General features: G+C 69.0%; 18 protein-coding genes. 10 read left to right on the forward strand and 8 right to left on the reverse strand.

Annotated elements, in window-relative coordinates:
* Positions 1 to 15 precede the first annotated feature (15 nt).
* Positions 16 to 2748 carry an RIO1 family regulatory kinase/ATPase gene (locus HUA78_RS33890; protein WP_174478049.1) on the reverse strand — a complete coding sequence of 911 codons (2733 nt, stop codon included), beginning with the start codon at positions 2746 to 2748 and terminating at the stop codon, positions 16 to 18.
* 485 nt (positions 2749 to 3233) lie between these two features.
* Here HUA78_RS33890 and HUA78_RS33895 point away from each other — a divergent pair, with 485 nt between their 5' ends.
* From HUA78_RS33895 to HUA78_RS33910, 4 genes are all read left to right on the forward strand, one after another.
* Positions 3234 to 3956, forward strand: a complete 723-nt coding sequence (locus HUA78_RS33895) for an EF-hand domain-containing protein (protein WP_174478050.1) — start codon at positions 3234 to 3236, stop codon at positions 3954 to 3956.
* 225 nt (positions 3957 to 4181) lie between these two features.
* Positions 4182 to 6959 (forward strand): response regulator, encoded by a 2778-nt coding sequence (locus HUA78_RS33900; protein WP_174465334.1) that lies wholly within the window; start codon positions 4182 to 4184, stop codon positions 6957 to 6959.
* A 73-nt stretch (positions 6960 to 7032) separates the two neighbouring features.
* Entirely contained in the window at positions 7033 to 8328 is a 1296-nt protein-coding gene (locus HUA78_RS33905; protein ID WP_174458409.1) for a DNA polymerase beta superfamily protein, read from the forward strand.
* A complete protein-coding gene (locus tag HUA78_RS33910; RefSeq protein ID WP_174478051.1) occupies positions 8325 to 9119 on the forward strand; it encodes a DNA polymerase beta superfamily protein in 795 nt (264 codons plus the stop codon). Before HUA78_RS33905 ends, HUA78_RS33910 begins: the two co-directional genes overlap by 4 nt.
* A 29-nt stretch (positions 9120 to 9148) precedes the next feature.
* Here the strand turns inward: HUA78_RS33910 and HUA78_RS33915 are convergent, their stop codons facing one another.
* The 4 genes from HUA78_RS33915 to HUA78_RS33930 all read right to left on the reverse strand — a co-directional run bounded on the left by HUA78_RS33915 (position 9149) and on the right by HUA78_RS33930 (position 15335).
* Positions 9149 to 10069 (reverse strand): hypothetical protein, encoded by a 921-nt coding sequence (locus HUA78_RS33915; protein WP_174478052.1) that lies wholly within the window; start codon positions 10067 to 10069, stop codon positions 9149 to 9151.
* A 109-nt stretch (positions 10070 to 10178) separates the two neighbouring features.
* Positions 10179 to 10634 carry a hypothetical protein gene (locus HUA78_RS33920; RefSeq protein ID WP_174478053.1) on the reverse strand — a complete coding sequence of 152 codons (456 nt, stop codon included), beginning with the start codon at positions 10632 to 10634 and terminating at the stop codon, positions 10179 to 10181.
* 100 nt (positions 10635 to 10734) lie between these two features.
* Positions 10735 to 13854 carry a poly(A) polymerase gene (locus HUA78_RS33925; RefSeq protein WP_174478054.1) on the reverse strand — a complete coding sequence of 1040 codons (3120 nt, stop codon included), beginning with the start codon at positions 13852 to 13854 and terminating at the stop codon, positions 10735 to 10737.
* Positions 13855 to 13970: 116 nt separating this feature from the next.
* A complete protein-coding gene (locus HUA78_RS33930; protein ID WP_174478055.1) occupies positions 13971 to 15335 on the reverse strand; it encodes a BamA/TamA family outer membrane protein in 1365 nt (454 codons plus the stop codon).
* 170 nt (positions 15336 to 15505) lie between these two features.
* On the opposite strand from HUA78_RS33930, the gene HUA78_RS33935 reads away from it, so the two are divergent.
* Both HUA78_RS33935 and coaA read left to right on the forward strand, forming a co-directional pair.
* Positions 15506 to 16237, forward strand: a complete 732-nt coding sequence (locus HUA78_RS33935) for a M90 family metallopeptidase (RefSeq protein WP_174478056.1) — start codon at positions 15506 to 15508, stop codon at positions 16235 to 16237.
* Between the two features lie 64 nt (positions 16238 to 16301).
* The gene (coaA, locus tag HUA78_RS33940) at positions 16302 to 17252 is read left to right on the forward strand and encodes a type I pantothenate kinase (RefSeq protein ID WP_141644616.1); all 951 of its coding nucleotides are present in this window, start codon (positions 16302 to 16304) and stop codon (positions 17250 to 17252) included.
* 376 nt (positions 17253 to 17628) lie between these two features.
* Here coaA and HUA78_RS33945 read toward each other — a convergent pair whose 3' ends face one another.
* Positions 17629 to 18096, reverse strand: a complete 468-nt coding sequence (locus tag HUA78_RS33945) for a GNAT family N-acetyltransferase (RefSeq protein WP_174478065.1) — start codon at positions 18094 to 18096, stop codon at positions 17629 to 17631.
* Between the two features lie 41 nt (positions 18097 to 18137).
* The gene (locus HUA78_RS33950) at positions 18138 to 20399 is read right to left on the reverse strand and encodes a tetratricopeptide repeat protein (protein WP_174478057.1); all 2262 of its coding nucleotides are present in this window, start codon (positions 20397 to 20399) and stop codon (positions 18138 to 18140) included.
* Between the two features lie 153 nt (positions 20400 to 20552).
* Between HUA78_RS33950 and HUA78_RS33955 the strand changes: the two genes are divergently transcribed.
* Positions 20553 to 21416 carry an NAD-dependent protein deacetylase gene (locus HUA78_RS33955; RefSeq protein WP_141644618.1) on the forward strand — a complete coding sequence of 288 codons (864 nt, stop codon included), beginning with the start codon at positions 20553 to 20555 and terminating at the stop codon, positions 21414 to 21416.
* A 15-nt stretch (positions 21417 to 21431) separates the two neighbouring features.
* Here the strand turns inward: HUA78_RS33955 and HUA78_RS33960 are convergent, their stop codons facing one another.
* Positions 21432 to 22337, reverse strand: coding sequence for a LysR family transcriptional regulator (locus HUA78_RS33960; RefSeq protein ID WP_174461723.1), 906 nt, complete (start codon positions 22335 to 22337; stop codon positions 21432 to 21434).
* Positions 22338 to 22443: 106 nt separating this feature from the next.
* On the opposite strand from HUA78_RS33960, the gene HUA78_RS33965 reads away from it, so the two are divergent.
* Genes HUA78_RS33965 through HUA78_RS33975 form a run of 3 tightly spaced genes read left to right on the forward strand, consistent with a single transcriptional unit; the run spans position 22444 to position 25354 of the window.
* The gene (locus HUA78_RS33965) at positions 22444 to 23643 is read left to right on the forward strand and encodes an MFS transporter (protein WP_174458402.1); all 1200 of its coding nucleotides are present in this window, start codon (positions 22444 to 22446) and stop codon (positions 23641 to 23643) included.
* Positions 23640 to 24698, forward strand: a complete 1059-nt coding sequence (locus HUA78_RS33970) for an SDR family oxidoreductase (RefSeq protein ID WP_141644621.1) — start codon at positions 23640 to 23642, stop codon at positions 24696 to 24698. Before HUA78_RS33965 ends, HUA78_RS33970 begins: the two co-directional genes overlap by 4 nt.
* A gap of 59 nt (positions 24699 to 24757) precedes the next feature.
* Positions 24758 to 25354 carry an HD family hydrolase gene (locus HUA78_RS33975; protein WP_217442687.1) on the forward strand — a complete coding sequence of 199 codons (597 nt, stop codon included), beginning with the start codon at positions 24758 to 24760 and terminating at the stop codon, positions 25352 to 25354.
* Positions 25355 to 25359 lie beyond the last annotated feature (5 nt).

A 25359-nucleotide genomic window follows, 5' to 3' on the forward strand; every position in this document is an offset into this window, starting at 1 on the left:
GGTCCTACGGGGTGGTCAGGAACCCGTTTCCGTCGGGCCCGAGTCCGAAGGGTTGTTGTTGCGAGCGACGTAGCTCACCTGGGGACCGCCGCGAGGAGCACGGGAGCCGCCGCCCCGGTTCGGAGCGGAGCGTTGCTGCCGGGGGCCGGGCCCATTCTGCCGAGGCTCTCGCAGCGTGTTGCCGCCGGGATTGGCATCAGGTGCGTTCGTCTCGGGGCGGGCCTCCACGACAGGCAGTGAGGCCCTGCCGTTGCCCCGATTGCCACCTCGCTGCTCGTTCCGGGCAGGTCGCTGCCGCGACTCGGGGAAGGGGCTTTCGGCGCCAGCCTGGACCTCGTTGCCGTGACGGCCGTTTGGCGCGGAGGATTGCTCACGAGGCGTGCCGTTGCGGGCGTCCCCCTGGGGGGCGCGTGGGCCGCTGCGTGAGTCTCCCTGGGTGGACCGGGGGCCTCCGTCGCGCTGCTCGCCCTGCGCGGAACGTGAGGAGCCACGGCGCTGCTCTCCTGAAGCCGGGCGGGTGTTGTCCACTCCGGACTGTTCTCTCGGGGCCCGGTGGTGTTCGCCCGGGGCGGAGTGCTGCTCGCTGGAGCGGGTGCGCGGGCTGCCGTTGCGCGAATCATCCGCGGTGCGGGAGCCGTTGCCGTTCCGTTGCTCGCCATCGAAAGCGCGAGTGTTCCCGTTGCGCGAGTCATCCGAGAATCGAGGTTCTGCGTTGCGCGACTCGTCCGAGGCACGAGGGTGGCCGCCGCGCGGAGCGTCCGAAGCCCGAGTGTTCCCGTTGCGCGAGTCATCCGAGAAGCGAGGTTCTGCGTTGCGCAACTCGTCCGAGGCACGCGGGGTTCCGCTGCGTGAGTCCCCCGACGCGCGAGCCGCCCGACCGTTGCGGGGCTCTCCTTGAGCGTCACGGGGACCGCCGTTGCGCGGATCACTCGTGCCTCGCGGACCACCGCTGCGCTGCTCGTCTTGAGGCGAGAGCGTGCTTCCGCTGCGCTGCTCACCCGGCGCGGAGCGCGTGCTTCCGTGGCGCTGCTCGTCCTGAGGCGAGAGCGTGCTTCCGCTGCGCTGCTCACCCGGCGCGGAGCGCGTGCTTCCGCGGCGCTGCTCGACCTGAGGCGATAACGTGCTTCCGTTGCGCTGCTCACCCGGCGCGGAGCGCGGGCTTGTGCTGCGCTGCTCATCCGGCGCGGAGCGGGGGCTTCCGTTGCGCTGTTCAACCTGAGGCGAGCGGGGGCTTCCGTTGCGCTGCTCATCCGGCGCGGAGCGCGGGCTTCCGTTGCGCTGTTCAACCTGCGGCGAGCGTGGGCTTCCGTTGCGCTGCTCGAACTGGAGAGCGCGCGGGCTCCCGTTGTGCTGTTCAACCTGCGGCGAGCGTGGGCTTCCGTTGCGCTGCTCGAACTGGAGAGCGCGCGGGCTCCCGTTGTGCTGTTCGACCTGAGCCGAGCGAGGGCTGCTGTTGCGCTGTTCACCCGGCACGGAGCGCGGGCTCCCGTTGCGCTGTTCGACCTGAGGCGAGCGGGGGCTCCCATTGCGCTGCTCGACCTGAGGCGAGCGAGGGCTCCCATTGCGCTGTTCGACCTGAGGCGCGCGAGTGCTCCCATTGCGCTGCTCGACCTGAGGCGCGCGTGAACTCCCATTGCGTTGCTCAGCGGGCGCCGAGCGCGGTCCACCTGAGTGCTGACCACCCTGCGGCGGGCGCGCGGCATTTCGCTGATCGCCAGCGCCACCCGTTCGCGGCGCCGACGCGGGAGCATTCGGGCGATTGCCTCCGGAACGCGGCGGCGATCGACCGGGCCCGCGGCGTCCGCCTCGCGGCGCTGGGGCCGCGGGAGGCTTGCTCCGCTCACCACCACCCTGCCGGAGCACCAATGCCTCCAGCGCGCGCAGCTCCGCCTCTTCGGCCTCCTCGGGCGTCATGGGCGCCTCTGGGGGCGCTTCCACCGGCTGCGCATGGACGGGGCGGCTCGCTCCCCGGCCCGCGCTACCATTGCGACGCGGCGCCTCGCGGAAGCTGCCGGAGGGAACGAACGAGGGCGTGAGCTCACGCCGCGTGTACGCGCTCCAGATTTCGCTCGTGTCGCCCCCGGCGCCGTGCAGCCAGGGCGCGATGCCCGCGAGGAACTCGCGCACGTTGTCCAGGTCGCGCCGGAAGTAGAACTCCGCGCGGTTGTTGCGCGCGGCGGCGATGGTCTGCGGAAAGTCGATGATGGTGGGCCCCAGGTAGCCCATCAGAATGTTGTAGGGCGACAGGTCCCCATGGATGAGGTCGGCGCACAGCATGCTGACCACCTGGGCCCGCAGGTCCACGTACATCGCCTGCGCTTCCTCGGGCGTCGCCGGAGGAGCCTCCACCAGCCGGGGCGCGGGTTGTCCCTGCGCGTCGAGCACCAGCTCCATCAGCAGGATGCCCTCGTAGAACATCACCGGCGTCGGCACGCGCACGCCCTGGGCGTGCAGCTTGTAGAGCGAGTCGGCCTCGGCGCTCTTCCACGCCTCCTCGGAAGCGGCCTGCCCGAAGCGGCTGCCCTTCTCCATGGCGCGACGCGTCCGGGAGTTGCGCACCTCGCGCCCTTCCCGATAGCCCACGTTGTTGCGGAAGTTCCGCTCGTGGCGCTGCTTGTACAACTTGGCTGCGACCACCTGCCCGGAGTGCTGAACCAGCCACACCTCCGCTTCCTTACCGGTCTTCAACTGGCCAATGACGGCCTCGATGATTCCGTCGGCGAGGAGGGTCTCTAGCGAGTCATTCATTCAGAGGCGGAAGTCCTGATGGGGCTCGGGCGGGTGTCTCGAAACGCGCGCGGTGCGGCCCTACTCGCAGCGCGCGGTGGCATGTGAACATCTGGCGGGGCCCTCTTTCTACCGCGTTGTCGCCGCGAGCAGTCAGGAGGGCCGACGCTCGGCCTGCTAACAGTTTGTCTGCCAGGGTTCCAGGGTATCAAGGGGACGCCAGAGCGGGTGGGTCATGTCGGACCTTGTCCTCGAGGCCTCTCCGGCAGCCCGTTCTGAGCAGAAGCGGCCTGGGTGCCGAGCGACCTGGTGGCACGCTGGTCGCTCGGAGAGAGGGCAGGGGCAACAACCCCGCGGAGCCCGCCAGATTCCGGAGACCGGGCATGCGGGCTAGGCGGAATGGGCTGTCGGGAGGGGAGGGCAGGCTGGGGCTTACCTGCACGCAGGGGGCTGCCGACCCGCACCGGGAGAGCGCTACGATGCGCGCCGCCCAGGAGGAGTCACCCATGGCGACGAAGAAACGCAAGACCAGTGCTGCGAAGAAGTCATCCCGGCGCGCCTCCACCCCGAAGAAGGCCGCGACTCGCAAGAGCGCGACACGGAAGGCCCCCGCCAAGAAGAGCGCGACTCGCAAGAGTGCCGCGAAGAAGGGCACGGCGCGCAAGAGCGCGGCGAAGAAGAGCGCGACTCGAAAGAGCGCCGCGAAGAAGGGCACGGCGCGCAAGAGCGCGGCGAAGAAGAGCGCGACTCGAAAGAGCGCCGCGAAGAAGGGCACGGCGCGCACGAGCGCCGCGAAGACGACGACGTCCGTGCCCTCGAGCGGAGGCAGGACCTCGACGTCCCCATCGCCCCGGCGCGCGGTCTCCCGGAAGGCGCCCGCGTCGCCGTCCGTCGAGGTCACCTCGGTTGCCTGGGACGAGCGCCCCGCCACGGGCTCGCCCTTCGTCGAGGAGGTGGAGACCTCATCCGCCGGCATCCAGCCCCTGGCGCCCGTCCACGCGGCGGTGGACGAGCTGACCAGCTCCGGCAACGAGCTGCTCGACATCTTCCAGCGCTACGACCGCAACCGCACCGGCTCGATTGAGCGCACCGAGTTCGCGCGGCTGCTGGAAGCGCTCGGGCAGAACGTCACGGACGAGGAGTTGGAGATCGCCGTCGACATCGTCGACACGGACCGCACGGGGAAGATCTCCTGGAGCCAGTTCAAGGTGTGGTGGACCAGCCGCTAGCAAGGAACGAAGCACGTCCGCCGCGCAGGGCCCTCTCCGGGGCGGAAGGTGACTGGCGAGTGCGCGGTCACCGGCCGGGTTCAACCTGGAGAGGACCCAGGCCCACGGTGAGCGGCTCCCAACGAGCCCTCTTTTTGGGAATGGTGGGGTCCATCATCTGTTCGAGCGCCCCTAAATAGTGACGGGGGGCCGAGCTGACCTACACTCGCGACGGGAGGGGGAACGGTGACCGACCTGGCGTCCAGAGCACATTCCACCGTCTTCGAGCACGCGCGCGACGCGGTGCTCGTGCTCGACGCCACGCACCTCATCCAGGAGGTCAACCGCGCGGCGGAGCGCATCTTCGGCCCCCGCGCGGAGCTGGTGGGCATGGCGGTGACGCGGCTGTTGTCGGGCTGGCGTCCCCCGGACACGCGAGGCTCGCCGGACACGCCCCATGAGACGGAGCTCGCCGGGCAGCGTCCGGGCGGCACGGGGCCCGCGTACTACCTGCGCGTGCAGACGCTGACCCAGGTGGACGCGCAAGGCGCTCCGCTCGGCTGGGTGCTCCAGCTCCAGGACATGCGCGGAAGCCTGGAGGTGGAAGCGTCCATCCGCCAGCAGAAGGAGTTCTTCGAGGCGGTGGTGCGCAACAGCCCGGTGGCCATCGTCACCATCACCCGCCAGTTCATCGTGCTCTCGTGGAACCCCGCCGCCGAGCGCCTCTTCGGGTACACACCGCAGGAGGCGCTGGGCAAACACATCTTCGACCTCGTTGCCACGGAGGAGACCGTCCTCCCCGACGCGAAGAAGGCGCAGCGCGATGTCACGCAGCGAGGCCGCGTGCACTCCGTCACCCGGCGGCTGCGCAAGGACCACACCATCGTCGACGTGGAGTTGCTCGCGCTGCCGGTGTCGGTGGGCGGACGGCAGTTGGGCTTCATCGCCATCTACCACGACATCACCGACCTCCAGCGCGCGCGCCAGGCAGCCGAGTCCGCCAACCAGGCCAAGAGCCTGTTCCTGGCGACGATGAGCCACGAGATTCGCACGCCGATGAACGCCATCATCGGCATGACGGGGCTGATGCTGGACACGCACCTGACGGTGGAGCAGCGGGAGTTCATCTCCACCATCCGTCAGAGCAGCGAGGCGTTGCTCACGCTGCTCAACGACGTGCTGGACTTCTCCAAGATTGAAGCGGGCCGCTTCGAGACGGACCCGCACCCGTTCGACCTGCGGCAGTGCGTGGAGTCGGTGCTGGACCTGCTCGCGGTGCGCGCCAGCGAGAAGGGGTTGGACCTGGGCGCGGACATCTCGCCGCAGGTGCCGCAGGTGGTGATGGGCGATGCCTCGCGGCTGCGTCAGGTGCTGCTCAACCTCGTGGGCAACGCGCTCAAGTTCACCGAGTCCGGCGGCGCCGTCGTCTCCGTGGACGGCGCGCGCCGCAAGGAAGCTCCGGACGCTCCCTGGGAACTCACCTTCTCCGTGCAGGACACGGGGCCCGGTATCACCGAGGAGAAGCAGAAGGGACTCTTCCAGCCCTTCAATCAGCTGGACGTCTCGGTGACGCGCAAGTTTGGCGGTACGGGCCTGGGGCTCGCCATCTCCAAGCGCCTGGTGGAGGCGATGGGTGGACGCATCTGGGTGGAGAGCGAGGGCGTGCCGGGCAAGGGCGCCACGTTCCATTTCTCCCTCACCGTGCAGGCCGCGCCGCAGACGACCGCCGGGTACCTGCGCGCGGACCAGCCGCTGTTGCAAGGCCGGCGCGTGCTCATCGTCGACGACAACGCCATCAACCGGCGGCTCCTCGGCCGGCAGCTCCAGACCTGGGGCGCGGTGCCGGTGGAGGCGGGCTCGGGGATGGAGGCGCTCGCGAAGCTCCAGCCAGGCGCGGGCTTCGACGTCGTGCTCATCGACCATCAGATGCCGGGGTTGGACGGGCCTTCGCTCGCCGCGCGCATCCGTGAGCGCGAGGACCTGCGGGCGCTGCCTTTGTTGCTGCTCACTTCGCCCGGTCGTCGCGCGGTGCCGCCGCCGGGCCTCTTCACAGGGGTGCTGTCCCGCCCGATGAAAGCCTCCCAGCTCCATGACACGTTGATGTCCTGCTTCTCCCAGGACGTGGCTCGGGCTCGCGCGGAGTCTGCCGCCACGGGGGCGCCCATCCCCAGGGACCGTCCGGGAGACCGCGTGCCCCTGCGCATCCTGTTGGCGGAGGACAACCCCACCAATCAGCGGCTGGCCAGCCTGATGTTGGATCGACTGGGCTATCCGGTGCAGGCCGCGTCCAATGGTCGCGAGGCGCTCCAGTGGGCCATGCGTCAGCGCTTCGACGTGGTGCTCATGGACCTGCAGATGCCGGAGATGGATGGGCTGGAGGCCACGCGTCGGCTGCGTCAGGAGCTGCCGCCCAACGTGCAGCCATGGGTCATCGCGATGACGGCCAACGCGATGGACTCCGACCGCGAGCAGTGTTTCGAGGCGGGGATGGATGACTTCCTCGCCAAGCCCATCCGCGTGGAGGCGCTGACCGCCGCGCTGGTGCGCTGTCAGACGCCGCGGCCGCAGGGCGGCACGCGCTCCAGACCCGAGCGTGGCGCGCTCGTGGACGCGCCGCTCGACGAGGACATCGTGCCGGTGGCGGCGCGCATTCCCGGCCTGCAGCCCGCCGCGCTGGCGCGGTTGTGGCGGGAGCTGGGCACCCAGGCGGGGAACATCCTCCCGGAGCTCATCGACACCGCGCTGCTCAGCATGCCGGCCCTGCTCGAAGACGCGTACACGGCGTTGCGGCATGGGCTGCTGGATGATGTCAGCCGCGCGGCGCACACCCTCAAGTCCAACGCGGCGTGGTTCGGCGCCTCGGGGCTGGAGGCGCAGTGCCGGGACATCGAATTGCGCGCGGACGCGGGCGAGGTCGCCGACATGGCGGAGCGCCTGGACCGCTGCCGGGCGGAGCTGGAGACGGCTCGCAGGCTGCTGTCCCGGCTGCGTGAGAGCATCGGGACGACGGTGCCCCGGAGCTGAGCCGACGGGGTGGTCAGCCCCTCGGGCTTCGCGCCGTCCCTGGCCGACCGCGACTTCCACTTCGAGGTGAACGATGAGCGACTCTCCAACGGACCCTCCCCGCTCGGGGACTTCTCGCATCCGGGGGCTGGAGCAGGTGGACCGGCTGTCGGTGCCCTTGCCGCACGGCACCGAGGTGACGACGCGCGTGGAGCGCCTGGCCTCGGGCGGGCGCCGCATTCCGCAGGGCGTGGTGGGGCGCGTGGTGCGCGCCCGGGATGGCGGGCTCGACATCCAGATTGTCGGCGTGGGCGAGGTCTGGTTCACGCGTGAGGAGCTGGTGCCTCGTCGTCCGGGGCAGGTCCAGTTCGCGCGGCGTCGCGAGGCGGCGTGGCAGTCCCTGGTGCCCTGCGTGGTGCTGGAGACGCGCGTGGGCAGCCATGCGTGGGGACTGGCGAACGCCCAGTCCGACGTGGACGTGCGTGGCGTCTTCGCGCTGCCGCTCTCGTGGACCTTCGGCCTGGTCGAAGCGCCCATGGACCTGGTGAGCGCCGATGGCAGCAGCACCTACTGGGAGACGCGCAAGACGGTGGAGCAGGCGCTGCGGGCGGACCCGAACACGCTGGAGACGCTGTTCGTGCCGGGAGCCCGGGCGCTGGACGAACTGGGCGAGTGGTTCCTCGCGGAGCGTGAGGCGTTCGCCTCGCAGGCCATCTTCGGCAGCTTCGGGCGCTACGCCATGAGTCAGCTGGACAAGCTCACGCGCAGCCAGCGGCTGGCCGAGCACCGGGACCTGTTGCTGGAGTGGCTGTGCGAGGAGCCCGCTCCGAACCTGGACGAGGTGGCGCGGCGCCTGTCCGAGGTGTCTCCGCGTGAAGCGCCCACGCAGCAGGACGCGCTGCTGGCGGCGAAGACGTACGTGAAGCAGCTCTACCGCTCGCTGTGGGACCAGGGGTTGTTGACGGCGAACGACTTCGCGGCGCTCACGGCCTATGCCCGGGGTGGGGGGCAGCGTCCTCCCTCCGCGCGGGAGCTGCGGCCGAAGAACGCGTACAACCTGCTGCGGTTGATCTCCACGGCCACGGGCTGGCTACGCCATGGCGAGCCCGTCTTCGAAGCGACGGGCGCACTGAAGGCACGGCTGCTGGACATCAAGGCGGGGAGCGTGCCGCTCGATGACGTGCTGCGGGACGCGGAGGCGATGGCGCCGGAGCTGGAGGCGGCGCGACGGGAGAGTCGACTGCCGGAGCATCCCGACTACGCGCGCGCGGACCGACTGTTGCGACGCGTGGGGGCCGAGGTGGCGCGACGCTGGGTGTTGAAGACACCGGGACCGCTGGGGCGCGAGGCGCCCGAGGCCCCGGAGACGGAGTGGAGGGATTCGGAATGAAGGGCGCCATGACGGAGCACGAGCGGAAGGTGGCGGACGGCGTGCTCGACGAGGAGTCCGCGAAGCGAGAGCACCTGGTGGTGTCCTTGTCGGGTGCGCATGCGTATGGCTTTCCCTCGCCGGACAGTGATTTGGACCTGAAGTCCATCCACATCGCGCCCACGGCCCTGCTGCTGGGCCTGCAACCCCGGCAGCTCAACGCCGAGCGGCTCCAGGTGGTGGACGGAGTGGAGGTGGACTACTCGTCCAACGAACTCCAGCCCGTGCTCCAGGGACTCTTGCAGGGCAATGGCAACTACCTGGAGCGCCTGCTGGGGGCCATTCCCGTGCGGGTCTCCCCGGAGCTGGAGGCCCTTCAGCCGCTGGTGCGCGGCGTGTTGTCGCGTCGGGTGCACCGGCACTACCGGGGCTTCGCCTACGGTCAGCTCCGGGAGTGGGAGAAGAGCGGCTTCCGCTCCGCGAAGAAGCTCCTCTACGTGTTGCGCACCACGCTCACCGGGACGCACGCGCTGCGCACCGGCGAGGTGGAGACGGATGTCACCGATCTGCTGGATTCCCACGGCTTCGCGGAGGCGCACGAACTGGTGGAGCAGAAGCGACGCGGGGAGAAGTCCGAACTGCCCGAATCGCTCAGCGCGAAGTGGCGCGCCGAGGTGGCCCGCTCCTTCGAAGTGCTCGATGCCGCCCTGGAGGCTTCCGTGTTGCCGGAGGAGCCCTCGCAGGCGGCGGTGGACGCGCTGGAGGCGTGGATGCTGGACCTGCGACGCAGGCGGTTCGTGGCCGTGTCGTGAGGCACGGGCCACGCACCGCGCCGTGGGCCTCAGGGGTCCGTGGGTGACAGCCGCGACAGGGAGCGGTTCTTGACCTTGAGCCAGGCCTGTTGCCTGAACAGGTAGGTCGAGCAGAGCTGGCGCCACGTCCACACGTCCGGCAGCTTCCACCACGCCGCGGGCGGCTGGATGCCCTTGTCCCGCAGGTTGCCGATGCCCCGGTAGCCGACGCCGTCGAGCCCGAAGGCGCAGTTGGACTCGAGGACCAGGACCTTGTCCGTCGCGGGGTGGTGGTCCACGACGAGGAGCGTGTGGCCGGAGCGCCACTGGTTTCGCCAGCCCTGGATGAGTGTCCACGGGTGGGGTGGCACGTCCGCAGACGGAGGGGGGATGGCCATGCCGCTCTCGACGGCGGAGGTGACGGGGGAAAAGTTATCCTCCGTGGAGGCAATCATCATCTGTCGGTGACGGCGGGAGTCCCAGGCGAAGGCCGCGCCGTGCGCATCGGCGAAGGCCTTCACGGTGAGGGCCTCCACGAAGGTGCAGCAGTTGTTGAACCGGGGAGGCCCCAGGGGGACGCGAATGCCTGGCAGCGTCCACGGGTAGTAGGCCTTGTCCGGGTCGTAGCGGTAGTCGCGCAGCCCGCCGAGGAGCGCGACGAGCCGGTCCTCGGCCACGGCCAGTGGCTCGTCGTCGAAAGGCAGCCTTACGGCCGGAGGCGGCTTCTCCTGCTGGACGACGGTCGCGTAGCGCTGGGTCCGCCAACGCACGCAAATCCAGGTGTCCAGCGCGCCCAACGTCGGGACTTCCAGGCGCACGTAGTCCGTGTCGGGCGTCGGAAAACCGAGGCGCTCGTCCAGGACGAAGTAGGTGCCTGGCTCGACGTAGCCCTCGAACTGCGCGTTCGTGTCCGGCTCCACGAAGCCGCGAAGTCGGATGGGAAGCTTCGCGACACGATAGGTTTCCGCCAAGACAGGACCCCCCGGAGAAGATGACCTGATGTGAAGTCTAACTCACTCCGGGAGTTGTTCGCAGGACGTGGCGGGGAAGGTGCCGGGCGGGTGCTCCGACTGGTCCGCGCTAGGAGCAGCAGTCCCTGGGGCAGTTGCTGTACTCATTCACTTCGCAATAGCCGTCGCCGCACACATGGATGAAGTTTTCATCCTGGGGCGGAGGGGTGATTGCCTTGGGCGTGAGACACACGGGGCCGCAGTCTACCGGGCAGTTCTCGCCCGCGCCGCAGACACCATCGCCACAGTACGGCGAATATCCACAGTCGGTGGGACACGTCGATTGATTCTCGCCCACTTCACAGATGCCATTGCCGCAAGAGGCCGGGCAGTCCGAAGGACAGGTGACGCGCTCGTTCCCATCGCATTCGCCATCGCCGCACTGGTGGCCAAGGCCCGCCTCGGCGGACTGCTGCTCGAGCTTTGCGACGTCCGAGTCGTCGGCTTCCGTCGCGATTCCGCCGCACGCCAACAGGACCAGTGAGGCCACCACGGTGGCCGTCACACCACTCCAACGCTTGCTCATACAGCCTCCTGGAAAAGGAGGCGCGGAGCCTGGTCGTTGCTCTCATGGAAAGGTCTGGCCTTTCCAATTCGTGACATGAGGTCGCGGCTGGTGCAACGCGTTACGAGGCCTGTGAGTCCAATCCGCCCCTGTTGTTTCCCCGTAGAAACTCCACCTGGAGCACGGTGCCTTCGGGACGGTGCGCCCACTCCAGGAAGGATGCGCGGAAGGACTCCACGGCCTCGACCAGCGGGCTGCCCGGCTTCCAGGCCAGCGCGCCCGCATCTTGCGCATCCCGGGTGCTCAGGCCGATGACGAAAGAGCCCTTCGCGGGTGTGGCCTGGAGCGGGCGTACGGAGAGCCGCCGGTCCCCTTCCAGCCGGTACACCAGGGCCGTGAGATGGCCGAGGACCCAGCCCACGGCGACTTCGTGGTCCGCCGCGGAGCGTGCTTCGACGGACAGGCGCAGCCGCGTGGGCAGGTCCTGGGCGGTGTCGACAGGCTGGAACAACGCCTCCCACGAGAGAGTCGTACCCGCCGCGCGGGCCTCCGCCACGAGCGCTCGAGCGCGCATCCACTCATCGCGGAGGACGCGGAACGTGGAGCGCGACACATTGCGCGCCGTGTTCCGCGCGGGTGCGGCCGGGGCGATGACGGGCAGCAGGTCTCGCTTGCCATCCGGACGATAGCGCGCCAGCTCCGGCGTGAGGGCCACGGGCTGTGGCCAGGGCCAGGAGGCGAAGGTCCCGAAGAAGTGGGCGAGCAACTCCGCGTCGGTCTTCACCGTGCCCGGCGCCGCCCTCGTGAAGGCCCACGTCGCGAGCACCGTCCACGACAGCCCTCCGAGATAGCCGAGCGCATGCGAGTAGACGCCCCGGGCCTTGGCCCACGTCTTCACCGCGCGAAGCAGGGTCCGGAAGCGCTCGCGCTGTCCTTCGTCCTTGCCCAGTGTTTCCAGCACGCCTTGCATGTCCGCGAGTCCCAGGACGGAGCGGAGTCCCGCAACATCCAGCTCCTCTCCATGGAGCGACAGCAGCGTCGAGGGCTCGCAAGGAGCCACGCCTTCGGGACGGCTGGCGTAGGACACCTCGAAGCTCACGCCGCCCAATGACAGCTTCACCAGGGGAATGGCGGCATCGGCCACGAATCGCGCGGAGCCCGATGCGGAGGGCGGCTGCTTCTCCAGCTCTCGAAGCAGTGCATGCGCGAAGTCCTCTCGAGAGAGGGTGGCGGGGCCAATGGCCACCGCGTCCACGTCGCTGTCCGGTCCATCCGTGCCGAGCAGCGATGAGCCATAGGGATGCAGCGTGGTGCCCACGCGTTCGCAGAGTTCCTTCAGGTCTTTCACCGCCTGGAGTCTGGACGCACGTGACGCATCGGTCGCTTGGGCGCACAGGGTCGCGAGCACCGCGCGCAGCGGGGTGTCTTCCTGCCCGGCCGCCGCCTGAGACTCAGAGAGCCCTGGTCGCCGGGACGGGGCGGATGCTCCCAGGGGAATGCGCCGCACGACTTCGAACGGGGTATCGCCCTTGCGACGGATGATGCAGACCTCGCTCACGCGGAAGCTCACTGGACGCCAGCCTCGCGCCCACGAGGAAAGGGTCCGTTCGAGTTCCACGTCCCCCGTGCGTGGGAGCTGTCCCACGGAGAGGTGCGGTGTGAATCCGTGGGTTGGGGGCGCGCACTCGGGCACGGCCGCCACAAGCTTCGCGTGCAGGGCCGCCAGCGCGTCTTCGGGCTGGGTGTCCGGCCGGAGCCAGGCCGTCGCATTGGCTCGGTGCTCGAAGTGGGCGAAAGAGGAGAGCGTCACGTCGAAGGGCTCGATGTCTCGGAGCGTCTCCGCGAGCACCGCCTCGGCGGTGTCGAAGTCCTCTTCCGGGAGGAAGGGGTAGAGCAGCGTGACGTGTGGCATCCACCGCTCGAACTTCGCGTCGTGCTTCTTGCGCAAGGCCTGGATGGGCGGCCACGCGGCCTCGGGTGGAATGAGCACCACGGCCGTGTGATGGACCCGTCGCTCCGCTCCCGGGAAGGTGCTGGGCCGCGAGGAAACCTCACGCGCCAGAACACAGCGGACTCCGAAGTGGTCGGAGGCAAAGAGCGCGTCTCCCAAAGGAGTCGGAGGCCCGGCCAGCGGGGCCTCGCCGAAGAGGCCAACGGCCTCCGGAACGAGTCGACCCGATGGAGACTTCACCAGCACGCGGTCCGGTCGTTGGAGTCGACCGGAGACGGTGGTGAGCGCGGCCAGCGGATTGAGCAGGGGGTTGTAGGTCTCCCCGGTCTCCGAGGGCCGCAAGGTAGGCCACGCATCCACGAAGCCCGCCCGTGTGAAGGTGTCCGCCTCCTGCTCTCCCTCTCCGAAGTTGAAGTCACCGGCCAGCACGATGTCCGGTGCCCCGCCTTCTGCCGATGCCGTCAGCTCGCGAGCCCAGTCGACGAGCGCCTGGACCTGCATGCCTCGCGCGGCGGCGCCGGACGCATCCCGGTTGCTCGTGAGGTGCGGCGTGGCCACCCACAGCGAAGTGCCCGCCACCCGCAGCTCGCCGGCGATGATGCGCTTGTCCCGGGAGAAGACGCGCTGCCACACCGAGGCGAAAGGCACTCGCGACAGGAGCACCTGGCCATAGGTCTCCACCGTGTTCGTCTCCGGGCCGTCCGACACCCAGTAGTGCTCACGCACCCACGGCTCATCGAGCAGGGCCTGCAGGAAGGAGGTGGTGACTTCCTGGAGGGCGATGACGTCCGCATCCGTCTCGCGCAACAGGTTCATCGTCGCCGGAGTCCTGCGTTCGGTCTCCAGCTTCTCCGCGTCATACAAGTCGAAGAGGACGTTGAACGTGACGACGGTGAGCACGTCCGGTGTCGCTGCCACCTCGTTCGGGGAGGGCGACACCTTCCTCCATTCCTCCGCGCGCGTGTCGTAGCGATAGGAGGGGAGGGGTGTGAAGCCAGGAGCCGCGCTCGCGCGACGCGGTGCGGGCGCGGGCTCCTCGGTAGGGGACGCGGTGTGACTCAGCCGGTCGATGCGTTCCTTGCGGTCCCACATCACCTCGCGGCCACGCTTGAAGTACCAGACGCGGTGCCACGGAATCTCACCGTCTGGGACGAAGGCCTCGAAGGGCATCTCCTCCAGGGCCTCGCCGTGCGCGTCGTAGCCGATGACGAACTCGCGAGCCTCCAGGCGAGGGTCCCACCGGATGCGGTGATACACCTCGCGGCTCGTCGTGAAGCGTTCCTGGGACATGGCGAGCACTCACAAGAGAAGGGGAGACTTCCGCCGACTACATCTGAGGCTTCGGAGAGAGGCCAGCGGACGCGTCGCACCTGACGCCACGCCGCCGGCCCGGCTGACAGTCTGCTTCAGGTCGGACTCACCCCCGCCACCAGATAGAAGCGGAACTCCCCGGAGTTGACTCCGTAGGCGGCGTCCACTCCCACCAGGGGCAGCACGAGGTTGCGCAGATAGAGCCGCAACCCCGCGCCCAGGCCCTGCGCCAGGGTGGCGCCCTTCAGTCCGCTCTGGCTGTCGGGCAGGTAGCCGCGCACCACTCGCCCATTCACGTCCCGCAGCTCGCCGTCCGAGGGCAGCTCCCTCCACGCCATCAGCCCCGTGTCGGAGAAGCCCACGCCCCGGAAGGACAGGGAGCGGATGGTGAAGAGGGGGAAGTGATACTCGGCGGTGAAGGACAGCCGGGTGTCGCCTCGGAACTGACGGTGGACGAAGCCCCGCAGGCCGTTGCCTCCCATCACCAGTTCCTGGTGGAAGGGCAGGTCCACGCCCGCGGCGGCTTCACCGCGCAGCACCAGGTTGTGCTCTTCGAACAGGCGCAGGCCATGGCGGTACAACAACCCGAAGCGCCGGTAGCGGAAGTCGCTCCACACGCCGGGGTTGGACACCTCGTAGGAGGCCTCCAGGTTGAGGCCCTCCATCACCGCGTGGAGGTTCTGCCGGGTGTCGATCCCCACCATCAGGCGCAGGGAGGTATCTCGCTGCGAGGGTCCGATGGAGAACGCGGGCGTGGTGACCTCCTTCTCCGGGTCCGGGGACTTCGCGTCGATGCTCATCAGCCGGTACTTCACGGCGGCGCGCACGCGCTCGAAGAGCATCACCCCCAGCTCGCTCGAGATGGACGCCGAGTTGAGCCGCGTGCGCCGAACGACGACCGGGTCCTCCTGGCCCGCTCCTGGCTGGTACTCGTCCATGCGGTCGCTGCGAAGCTGGCCCTCCAGGCTGAACCGCAGCTGCGGCAACCCAAAGAGGTTCGGGTCCAGGTAGCCGGCGAAGATGCCGCTCTCCGCCGTGCTCACCTGCGCGGCCGTCGCGAACTTCTTGGCCCGGCCCCAGAGGTTGTTCTCCGCGTACAGCAGGCCGCCGCCGATGTTGTCCGAGGACAGCGCGAACGTGGGCGCCACCACCCAGGACGCCTTGTCCTCCACCTCCAGGATGAGGCGCACACGGTTGGGGGCCGTGGGCTCCAGGCTCACCTTCACCTCCTGGAACAGGCCGGTGGCGACCAGCCGCCGCTCCACCTTGTCCAGCTCCTCGAAGGTGATTTCGTCGCCGGTGTCGATGCGCGAAAAGGAGCGCACCGTCTCCGGCAGTGTCTTCTCGGGGCCTCGCACCGCCACCTCGTCCACCACCTGCCCCGGACCCTGCGCGTCCGCCCGCCCCGACAACAGGGCGATTCCCAGCGCCGCGCACCACTTCACCACACGTCTGCTCATGACTCGTCGCACGTCCCGTGACTGCTCGGGGCCGCCGGCCTGGACCCATGGAGGCCCACCCTACCGCCCCCCGCGCCTCGTGGGGCCACGGACTGTGGGCAAGGAACTTCCGCGAAACATTTGCTATGCCTGACCCCAGGAAGCCCTGGGACCCCCGGGGCGCCGACCCGATGACCGGTATTTTTCGTCAGCTGCGGCGCCGACGTCTCATGCGTCGGCCCTTTCCTACCGACTGGCTCGGCTACCTCGACGCGCGAGTGCCCTTCTTCGCCACGCTGTCTCCCGCGCTGCGCGACGACTTCCTCGCCAAGCTGAAGGTCTTCGCCTGGGAGAAGGAGTTCATCGGGGCCGGGGGACTGGAACTCACCGACGAGATTCGCGTCGTCGTGTCCGCCACCGCCGTGCAGCTCGTGGTGCACCTGGACCTGGCCTATTACGACCGGCTGCGCGAAGTCATCGTCTACCCCGATGCCTTCCTGCTGCCAGACCGCACCGGTGTGGTGCTGGGCGAGGCCAAGAACTGGGGCTCCGTCATCCTCTCCTGGGCCGCGGTTCTCGGGGGCCTGCGCAATCCGGACGACGGCCACGACACCGCCACGCACGAGTTCGCCCACGTCCTGGACCGGGCGGACGGGGCCTTCGACGGGACGCCGAAGCTGCGCAGCTATTCGCACTACCGGACCTGGGCCTCGGTGATGAGCGAGCACTACCATGGGCTCCAGGAGGGACGCCCCCGGGAGCGCCAGGTGTTGGATGACTACGGCGCCGTCAACGAGGCGGAGTTCTTCGCGGTGGCCACCGAGAACTTCTTCGAGCGACCCACGCGGATGCGCGAGAAGACGCCGGATTTGTATGAAGAGCTGAAGCGTTTCTACGGCTGGGACCCGGCCTCGGGCACCTGAGTCCGCGCGCGGCCCGCCCCGCTGTGGTAGGCGCGATATCCAGCACCCGCAGGAGAGACTCGCAATGTCCGCACCCGCTGCGCCCTCGGTGTCCATGTTCGTCGAGCTGGAGCGCGAAGCCTGGCGGGCGCTGCGCGCGTCCACGCCGCTGACGCTCACGACGGAGGACCTGGACGGTCTGCGGGGGCTGGGTGAGCACCTGGACCTGGAGGAGGTCTCCGACGTCTACCTGCCCCTGTCCCGGCTGCTCAATCTCCAGGTGGCCGCGGCCCAGCGGCTGTGGATGGAGCAGCAGGCGTTCCTGGGGGGCTCCACCAGCAAGGTGCCGTTCATCATCGCCATCGCCGGCAGCGTGGCGGTGGGCAAGAGCACCACGGCCCGCATCCTCCAGGCGCTGCTCGGCCGGTGGCCGGACCATCCTCGCGTGGAGTTGGTCACCACGGACGGCTTCCTCTTTCCCAACCGCGTCCTCACCGAGCGTGGGCTGATGAAGCGCAAGGGCTTTCCGGAGAGCTATGACCGGCGCGCGCTGGTGCGCCTGCTCGCGGAGCTGAAGGCGGGACGTCCAGAGGTGTCGGCGCCGGTCTACTCGCACCTCGTCTACGACGTGGTGCCCGACGAGGCGAAGGTCATCCGCCAGCCCGACATCCTCATCCTGGAAGGGCTCAACGTGCTCCAGTCCGGCGCCACCGGACAGCGGGTGCCGCACACCTTCCTGTCGGACTTCTTCGACTTCTCCATCTACGTGGATGCGAGCGAGCAGGACATCCGCCGCTGGTATGTCGACCGCTTCCTGCGGCTCCAGCAGACGGCGTTTCGCGACGAGCGCAGCTACTTCCGCCGCTTCTCCGACCTGACGAAGGACGAGGCGGTGACGATGGCCGAGTCCGTGTGGGGCGACATCAATGGCCCCAACCTGGCGCAGAACATCGCGCCCACTCGCTCGCGCGCCCGGCTCATCCTGCTCAAGGGACCGGACCACAAGGTGAAGCGCGTGCGGTTGCGCAAGCTGTAGTCCGCCCGTGTCAGCGCGCGGTGGAGGGACCGCGGTTGGCGAGCGGTTGTACCCGGGGTGTATGTCTGGGACATTTCAGCGACACATTGGGAGTCACCGCATGCCCCTCCCTTCGATTCGCCGTACGGTCCGCTCAGTGATGGTGCTTGCGCTGTCCCTTCTGTCCGGTCCGAGTCTCGCGGCGGACGCGGGCTCCGACGGGCGTCCGGCGGGCTTCGAGTGCCCGGTGCGAGTGGACGGCACCGAACACCTCCTCCGGGTCGCTGACGCGGAGCCTCCAGCAACGGCATCCCCTTGAGCTTCAGGGGGCGCGAAAACCACGGCGCCTGTCACACGTAGCGTGAGGCGCTCCAGTCGCGCGTGAACGAGGCGTTGCTCAGCGTCGGGGGCGGCGGACCATCTCGATGTGCGGGATGCCGTCCTCGTCGTAGATGTCACCCTCGGCGACGAAGCCGAGGCTTGTGTAGAAGGCCCGCAGGTAGTCCTGCGCGGAGATGCGGATGTCCGCGTCGGGGTAGAGGGCTTCGAGCCGGGTGATGCCTCGCGCCGTCAGCTCTCGTCCCAGTCCACGCCCTCGCGCCCTGGGTGACGTCACCACGCGGCCCAGGCTGGAGGCGCCGGGGAACTTCACGTCGGGTGGGAGGATGCGCAGATAGGCTGCGAGGAAGGACTGAGGGCCTGCGTCCTCGAAGGCGAGGAGGTGGAGGGCGCTCCGGTCCAGCCCGTCCACGTCCAGGTAGAGCGACTTCTGCTCCACGATGAACACCTCCTGGCGCAGGGCGAGCACGTCATACAGCTCGTCCAACGTCAGCTCCGAGAACGCCTTCCATTGCCAGTTCGGCATGCGGAAGGCGTCTACCACGGATGCTCGCTCCTTGCGGAGGTTCAGGCGGTGCGGGACTCAGCTCTGGTGTCGTGGGGAATCTCCGACAGCAACACGTTGAGTGCATCCACCTCTTGCCGCACGTGGTCCGGCCGGGACTGGACGATGTCGATGGCGCGCTGGAGCGCGTGCCTCGCGGCGTCGAGCGCCTGGTGCTCGACGTGGAGCCTCGACAGGTCCGTGAGCAGGGGCACCAGATACGGGTGTTTTTCACCGGCGGTCTGCTCGAGTCGACCCACCGACTCCTGAAGCAGGGGATAGGCGACCGGGTGCTGGTGTTCTCCCAGGACGACTGCCGCATGGTGCAGGGCGAGGGCGGCGGCCAGGCGGTCCCGCTCCTCGTCCGTCACGTCCACGGGCGGGGCTGCCTCATGGCCCTGACCCTCCAGCGTGTTCTCCAGGTTCGAAAGCAGCTCGCCGCCCAGCTCGGCCGTGAGCGCTTCGCCATCGGCGAACAGCGTCAGCGCGGACGTGTCTTCGACAGGGCGGTGGCCAGGGAGGCCCGCCACGCGTTCGATGCGCTCGGACGGAGGCGGGTGGGTGTCGTACGCGTCCACGGGGCACGCGAAGAGCTGCGCATGCATGAACGCCTGGAACTCGAGCGGCGTGTCCCGGGCCACCACGTCGATGGTGTGGAACAGGTCCTTCGTGGGCCTTCCCGTGGCGCGCAGCCCCACCGTCACGCTCATTCCGCGCTTGAACGCGTCACTGCCCTCCACCGCCTTCGTCAGCGCGCGAGCGAAGGTGTCGCCGCCATAGGCGAGCGCGGACACCCGGTCCGCGAGCAGCTCCCTGCGGCGTCCGTGCCCGGCGGTGATGCGCAGGTGGACGAAGAAGTACGTGCGCAGGAACCACCACACCGGATTGATGGAGGCCCAGCCCGCCGCCTGGATGGCGTGGAGCATGCGGACCATCTGGATCTGGATGCGACCGATGATGGGAGTCAGCCGCGTCTCGCCATGGGAGAAGTGGCCATACTCGTGCGCGAGGATGGACTTGAGCTCGGAGACCGTGAGCAGTCGCACGACGCCCAGCCCCAGTTGGAGGACTCGCTCACCACGTCCCAGCAGCACCCTCAGCCGTCCTCCTCGCTCACTCACGCCGATTCCCGTGCCCGCGTCGATGAGGACGCGGTCCACCTTGCGCGACTTCGCGACGTCCGCCACTTCCTCCAGCGCGGCGAAGAGGCGCGGGGCCTCCTCGCGTTTCAGCGCGCGGCCTTCGTCTGGCTGGGTGTCACGGAAGAACAGGCCCCGGAAGATGCCGATGATTCCACCGAGGCAGGCAATCACCCCGATGAACAGGAGCTTCACCGGGATGACGGGCATCATGGCCATGGCGAGGAGCAGTCCTCCGAACACGGCCAGGGTCAGCACCACCATCATCGGCACGGCGACGTAGAACAGCAGGGACGAGAACCAGAGCACCGCGATGTAGAGCCGGTCCACCAGTCGCTCGCTCGCGGTCTGTTCCTCGCGCAGCAGGTGCAGGTCGCTCGCCTGGAGCCGGCCCAACTGCGCCGAGGACAACGCTCGGCCCGCGAGCCAGGAGAGCAGCAGCCCCAACCCCAGGAACAGCGCCATCCCGAGGGGAATCCCCACCAGCAGCCACCCCCTGCGCCGGTCCTCGAACCGCTCCTCGACGACCCGCAGCAGTCCCTGGGTGGCGCCCAGTTCACGGGCTCGCCGGGCCGCTTCCCGCGCGGCCTCGTTGTCTCCCCGGGTCTCCAGAATCACGGCGAGCAGCGCATGTCCCTCGCCATTCCAGGGCGCGAGCGCCGTCAGTCGCCGTGCATGGGCCAGCGCACCCTCGACCTCGCCCGCCTCAAGGGAGCGAATCCCCGCGTCGAAGAGCGACTCCGGGTCGTGAGCGTTCACGCCGTGCTCCGACGACATCCCCAGGCGCGCTTCCTCCATGGCCGACAGGTGCCGTCGGACGGCGTCGAGCTGACCTTCGACCTCCTCGCGATGCCTCGGGTCGATGCCGCGCGCGAGGGCCTGACTCAGCGCCGTCTCGGCCTCGGCGAAATGGCCCCGCTTGAGGCGCAGCCGCCCGTGGAGCCAGTGCGTCGCGGGATGCTTGGGTGCATCCGCGAGCAAGCGGTGGAAGTTGCGCAACGCCTCTTCCGGCTGGTCGTTCCGCAAGGCCGCGTCAGCCTGCTCATACGCGGCCTGAAGCCCGGGGGCGCCGTGGAAAGGGGGCTGCTCGGTCGCCGAGGCCGGAGCCTGGGAGGCGAAGAACAGGACAAGAACCAACGCGTACATGTACTTCCTCGGAACTGGCCCCTGATGCCCACTCTAACACGGGCGCCGAGCAGAGGCCCGACCGCCGGCCTGGCCCGCGAGGTGGGCGTCGCGGTGGGGGCCCGACAGGGAGTCTGGGCAAGCCGCCGGGGAGGCCATTATACCTAGGCCGCCATGACCCCTCTGTCGCAGACGTCGCCCGTTCCCGGGGCCGCCCAGGATGTGGACGCCTTGGTTTCGTTGCTGCGCGGACGGCGCACCGTGGTGCTCACCGGCGCGGGTTGCAGCACCGAGTCAGGCATCCCGGACTATCGCGGGCCGGGCACGCGGGCCCGGGCGCGCAATCCCATCCAGCACCGGGAGTTCCTCCAGCGCCCCGAGGTGCGGGCCCGCTACTGGGCCCGGAGTCTGCTCGGCTGGCCCCGCTTCGCTTCCGCCCACCCGAACCCCGCTCACCGGGCGCTGGCCGCGCTGGAGCAGGGTGGACATGTCCCCGGCCTCATCACCCAGAACGTGGACCGGTTGCACCACGCCGCGGGCAGCTCGCGCGTCATCGAGTTGCACGGCGCGCTGGCTCGCGTGCGCTGTCTGGACTGTGGAGCGCAGGAGGCGCGTGTCGACCTGCAGGCGCGACTGCTGGCGCTCAACCCGGACTTCTCCCACCAGGTGCTGGAGCTTCGGCCGGACGGTGACGCGGAGCTGTCGTCGGAGGCGCTCCAGTCCTTCCAGGTGCCCGCTTGCGTGCGCTGTGGCGGGACGCTGAAGCCGGACGTGGTGTTCTTCGGCGACAACGTGCCCGCGCCCACGGTGACGGAGGCGTTCGCCTTGCTGGAAGAAGGGGACGCGCTGCTGGTGGTGGGCTCGTCGCTCGCCATCTACTCCGGCTATCGCTTTCTCGTCCGCGCCGCGGAGCGCCACGTGCCCATCGCCATCCTCAACCTGGGCGAGTGTCGTGGCGTGGAGCTGGCGGACCTTCGCGTGGAAGCGAGCGCTGGAGACGTGCTGCCCAGGCTCGCCGAGGCGCTGGCGCGAAGCTGAGCGCGTCGTCACCCGTCAGGGCAGGCGCACGTGCGTGGTGAGGTGGTCCACGAAGGCGCGCACGCGCGCGGGCAGGTGTCCGCCCTGGCTGAGGAAGAGGGCATGGATGACCTCCGTGTCGCCGGGGTTGTACTCCTCCAGCACGGCCACGAGGCGGCCTTCGTCCAGGTCGTCCTTCACCTGGAAGCGCGCCAGCCGTGCCAGACCCACTCCGGCCAGCACCAGTTGTCGCAGCGCTTCACCGTCGCTCGCCTGGATGTTGCCGACCGGGGACAGCGAGAGCTGCGAGGAGGACTCCGTCAGGGGCCAGCCCTCGATGGCGCGCGCGTAGCTGAAGCCCAGCCGGTTGTGTGACGCCAACTCGCCCGGAGTCTTCGGCACGCCCTGGCGCTTCAGGTAGTCCGGCGAGCCGACGATGACCATCCGCGTCTCACCGAGCCTGCGCGCGGTGAGCTGGGAGTCCTTGAGCTGCCCGTGGCGAATGGCCACATCCGTGCGGTCATCGAGCAGGTCGATGAGCTTGTCCGTCAGCGTGAGGTCCACCGTCACCGACGGATATCGGGCGAAGAAGCCGGGGAGCAGGGGGATGAGGATGCAGCGCCCGAAGGCCGGGTTGGTGTTGATGCGCAGTCGCCCACTGGGCTCGTCGCTCGCGGCGGCACCGCGCTCCGCCTCGTCGAGTTCACCCAGGATTCGCACGCTGCGTTCATAGAAGCCGCAGCCTTCCGGCGTGAGCTGGAGCGCGCGCGTGGAGCGATTGACCAGCCGAGCCCCCAACCGCTGCTCCAGCCGGGCCACCAGCTTGCTCACCGCGGAGGGGGTCATCCGGAAGGCTCGCGCCGCGGCGGAGAAGCCTCCCAGCTCCACCACCTTCACGAAGACTTCCATCTCTCCGAAGCGATTGACGTCCAGGCGAGCCATGGTGAGCCGAACTCACAAGTCCTATTCCGCACGTCGCTCTACCGCAGCGAATTCGCCCCGTCCATACAAGGCCCCATCCAACTTCTTCACGGGAGGGCCGCGAATCATGCCGCTGGCCTTGTTCGCATTGACCGCGGGCGCCTTTGGAATCGGCGTCACGGAGTTCGTCATCATGGGCTTGTTACTGGAGGTGGGCACGGACCTGGGGGTCTCCATCTCCACGGCGGGCCTGCTCATCTCCGGCTACGCACTGGGCGTCGTGGCCGGCGCCCCGGTGCTCACCGTGTTGACGGGGCGCTGGTCCCGCAAGCACGTGCTGCTGGGGTTGATGGTCATCTTCACGCTGGGCAACATCGGCTGCGCGCTGGCGCCCACCTACGGCACGCTGATGGCCGCGCGGGTGTTGACCGCGCTCTCCCACGGCACGTTCTTCGGCGTAGGCTCCGTGGTGGCCACGGGCCTGGTGCCGGTGGACAAGCGCGCGTCGGCCATCGCCATCATGTTCACCGGCCTGACGGTGGCGAACATCCTCGGTGTGCCGCTGGGCACGTGGCTGGGGCAGTCGCTCGGATGGCGCTCGACGTTCTGGGCCGTGGCGCTGATTGGCCTGCTCGCCGTGGCGGTGATTGCGCTGTTCGTGCCGCGTGACGAGGCGTCGCAAGAGGCGAACGACTGGCGCGCTGATTTGAGGGCCCTGGGACGGCGGCCGGTGTTGCTGGGACTGTTGACGACGGTGCTCGGCTTCGCCGGGGTGTTCACCGTGTTCACCTTCATCGCGCCCATCCTGACGCGGCTCAGCGGCTTCTCACCGACGGCGGTGTCTCCCATCCTGCTCGTCTTCGGCGGTGGGCTGGTGGTGGGCAACCTCGTGGGCGGCAAGCTCGCGGACCGGCGGCTGGTGCCGTCCATCCTCGGCAGCCTCGCGGTGCTGGCGCTGGTGCTGTTCGGGATGACGTTCGTCCTGCATGACCGCGTCCTCACGGTCATCGCCATCGGCCTCTTCGGCGCCGCCGCGTTCGCCACGGTGCCGCCCCTTCAGATGTGGGTGCTGGAGAAGGCCGAAGGGGCCGGTCAGAGCCTCGCGTCGAGCCTCAACATCGGAGCCTTCAACCTGGGCAACGCGCTGGGTGCCTGGTTCGGTGGCGTCATCATCGACCGCGGCCCGGGCCTGGGCGCCGTCACGTGGGTGTCGGCGCTGGTGCCGGTGTCCGCCATCTTCATCGTCCTCCTGGCGCTGCGCCTGGAGTCCCGCGAGCGCCGCCTCGGCGCTCCCAACGAACGAATGCTGCAAGGAGGAGTGTCATGAGCACGGTCAACAAGGTCGCCCTCGTGGTGGGCGCGCAGGGTGTCATCGGTCGCAACCTCATCGAGCACCTCGAGTCGCTGGGTGACTGGGAGGTCATCGGCCTGTCCCGGCGAGGCGGCCCGTCCTCCGAGCGCGTGCGGCACGTGCAGGTGGACCTGCTCGACGCGGAAGACTGCCGCGTGAAGCTGGCGAACCTGGGCCATGTGACGCACATCTTCTACGCCGCGTACCAGGAGCGGCCGACGTGGGCGGAGCTCGTCGCGCCCAACCTGGCGATGCTCGTCAACGTCGTGGATGCCATCGAGCCGGTGGCCGCGGGCCTGCGCCACGTCAGTCTCATGCAGGGCTACAAGGTCTACGGCGCGCACCTGGGGCCCTTCAAGACGCCGGCCCGGGAGACAGACCCGGACCACATGCCGCCCGAGTTCAACGTGGACCAGCAGCGCTTCCTGGAGCAGCGGCAGAAGGGCAAGGCGTGGACGTGGACCGCGCTGCGTCCGTCGGTGGTGGGCGGCGTCGCGCTCGGAAACCCGATGAACCTGGCCCTGGTGATTGCCGTCTATGCGTCCATCTCCAAGGAGCTGGGGCTGCCGCTGCGCTTCCCTGGCAAGCCCGGTGCGTATCACTCGCTGCTGGAGATGACCGACGCGGGGCTGCTCGCGAAGGCGACGGTGTGGGCGGCGACGGATGCGCGCTGCGCGAACCAGGCGTTCAACATCAACAACGGCGACCTGTTCCGCTGGAGCGAGCTGTGGCCGAAGATTGCCCGCTACTTCGGGCTGGAAGTCGCGCCTCCGCTGCAGATGTCGCTCGACGTCGTCATGGCGGACAAGGCGCCGCTCTGGAAGGCGATGACGGAGAAGCACGGGCTGGCGGGCCACTCCTACCAGGACGTGTCCTCCTGGCGCTTCGGCGACTTCGTCTTCTCGTGGGACTACGACATGTTCGCCGACGGCACCAAGGCGCGGCGCTTCGGCTTCCACGAGTTCGTCGACACCGAGGCGATGTTCCTGCGCCTCTTCGATGACTTCCGCCGCGCGAAGGTCATTCCCTGATTCCTCGGGGTGGCGCTTCTGGAGTTGAGCGGGCCTGGGGGGTGGGGAACAATCCAGGGATGGCTCACGGCGACGGAATGCAACAGGTCATCGGCTTCATCCTGGAGCTGGACAAGCTCAAGGGTGTCACGCGCAAGGTCAAACCGTTGGGCCTTGCTCGCTACGAGAACTCCGCGGAGCACAGCTGGCAATTGGCCATGCTGGCCCTCTCCCTGTCCCACCATGCTCCACCTGGGATTGACCAGGACCGCGTGGTTCGGATGCTGCTGGTGCATGACGTGGGCGAAATCGACACCGGCGACACGCTGGCGTTCGTGGAGGGCGGGTGGAAGGAGCGCAAGGCGGCGGAGCTGGCCGCGGTGGAGCGCATCTTCGGTTTGTTGCCCGCGCCCCAGGGCCCTGCATTCCTCGCGCTCTGGAAGGAGTTCGAGCAGGCGGAGACTCCCGAGTCCCGGTACGCGAACGCGGTGGACCGTGCGATGCCGGTGTTGCTGAACCTCTCCAACGAGGGACAGAGCTGGCGGGAGAACGGCATCAGCCACGCGAGGGTGGTGGCCCGCATCGCGCCCCCCATCCAGGCGGGGTGCCCCGCCCTGTGGGAGTACCTGGAGGGCCGTCTGGAAGAGGCCCGCCAGCGTGGCTGGTTCGGCGCGTGAGTGAG

It is taken from the genome of Myxococcus sp. CA033, assembly GCF_013336625.1.
Taxonomy (GTDB): domain Bacteria; phylum Myxococcota; class Myxococcia; order Myxococcales; family Myxococcaceae; genus Myxococcus; species Myxococcus llanfairpwllgwyngyllgogerychwyrndrobwllllantysiliogogogochensis.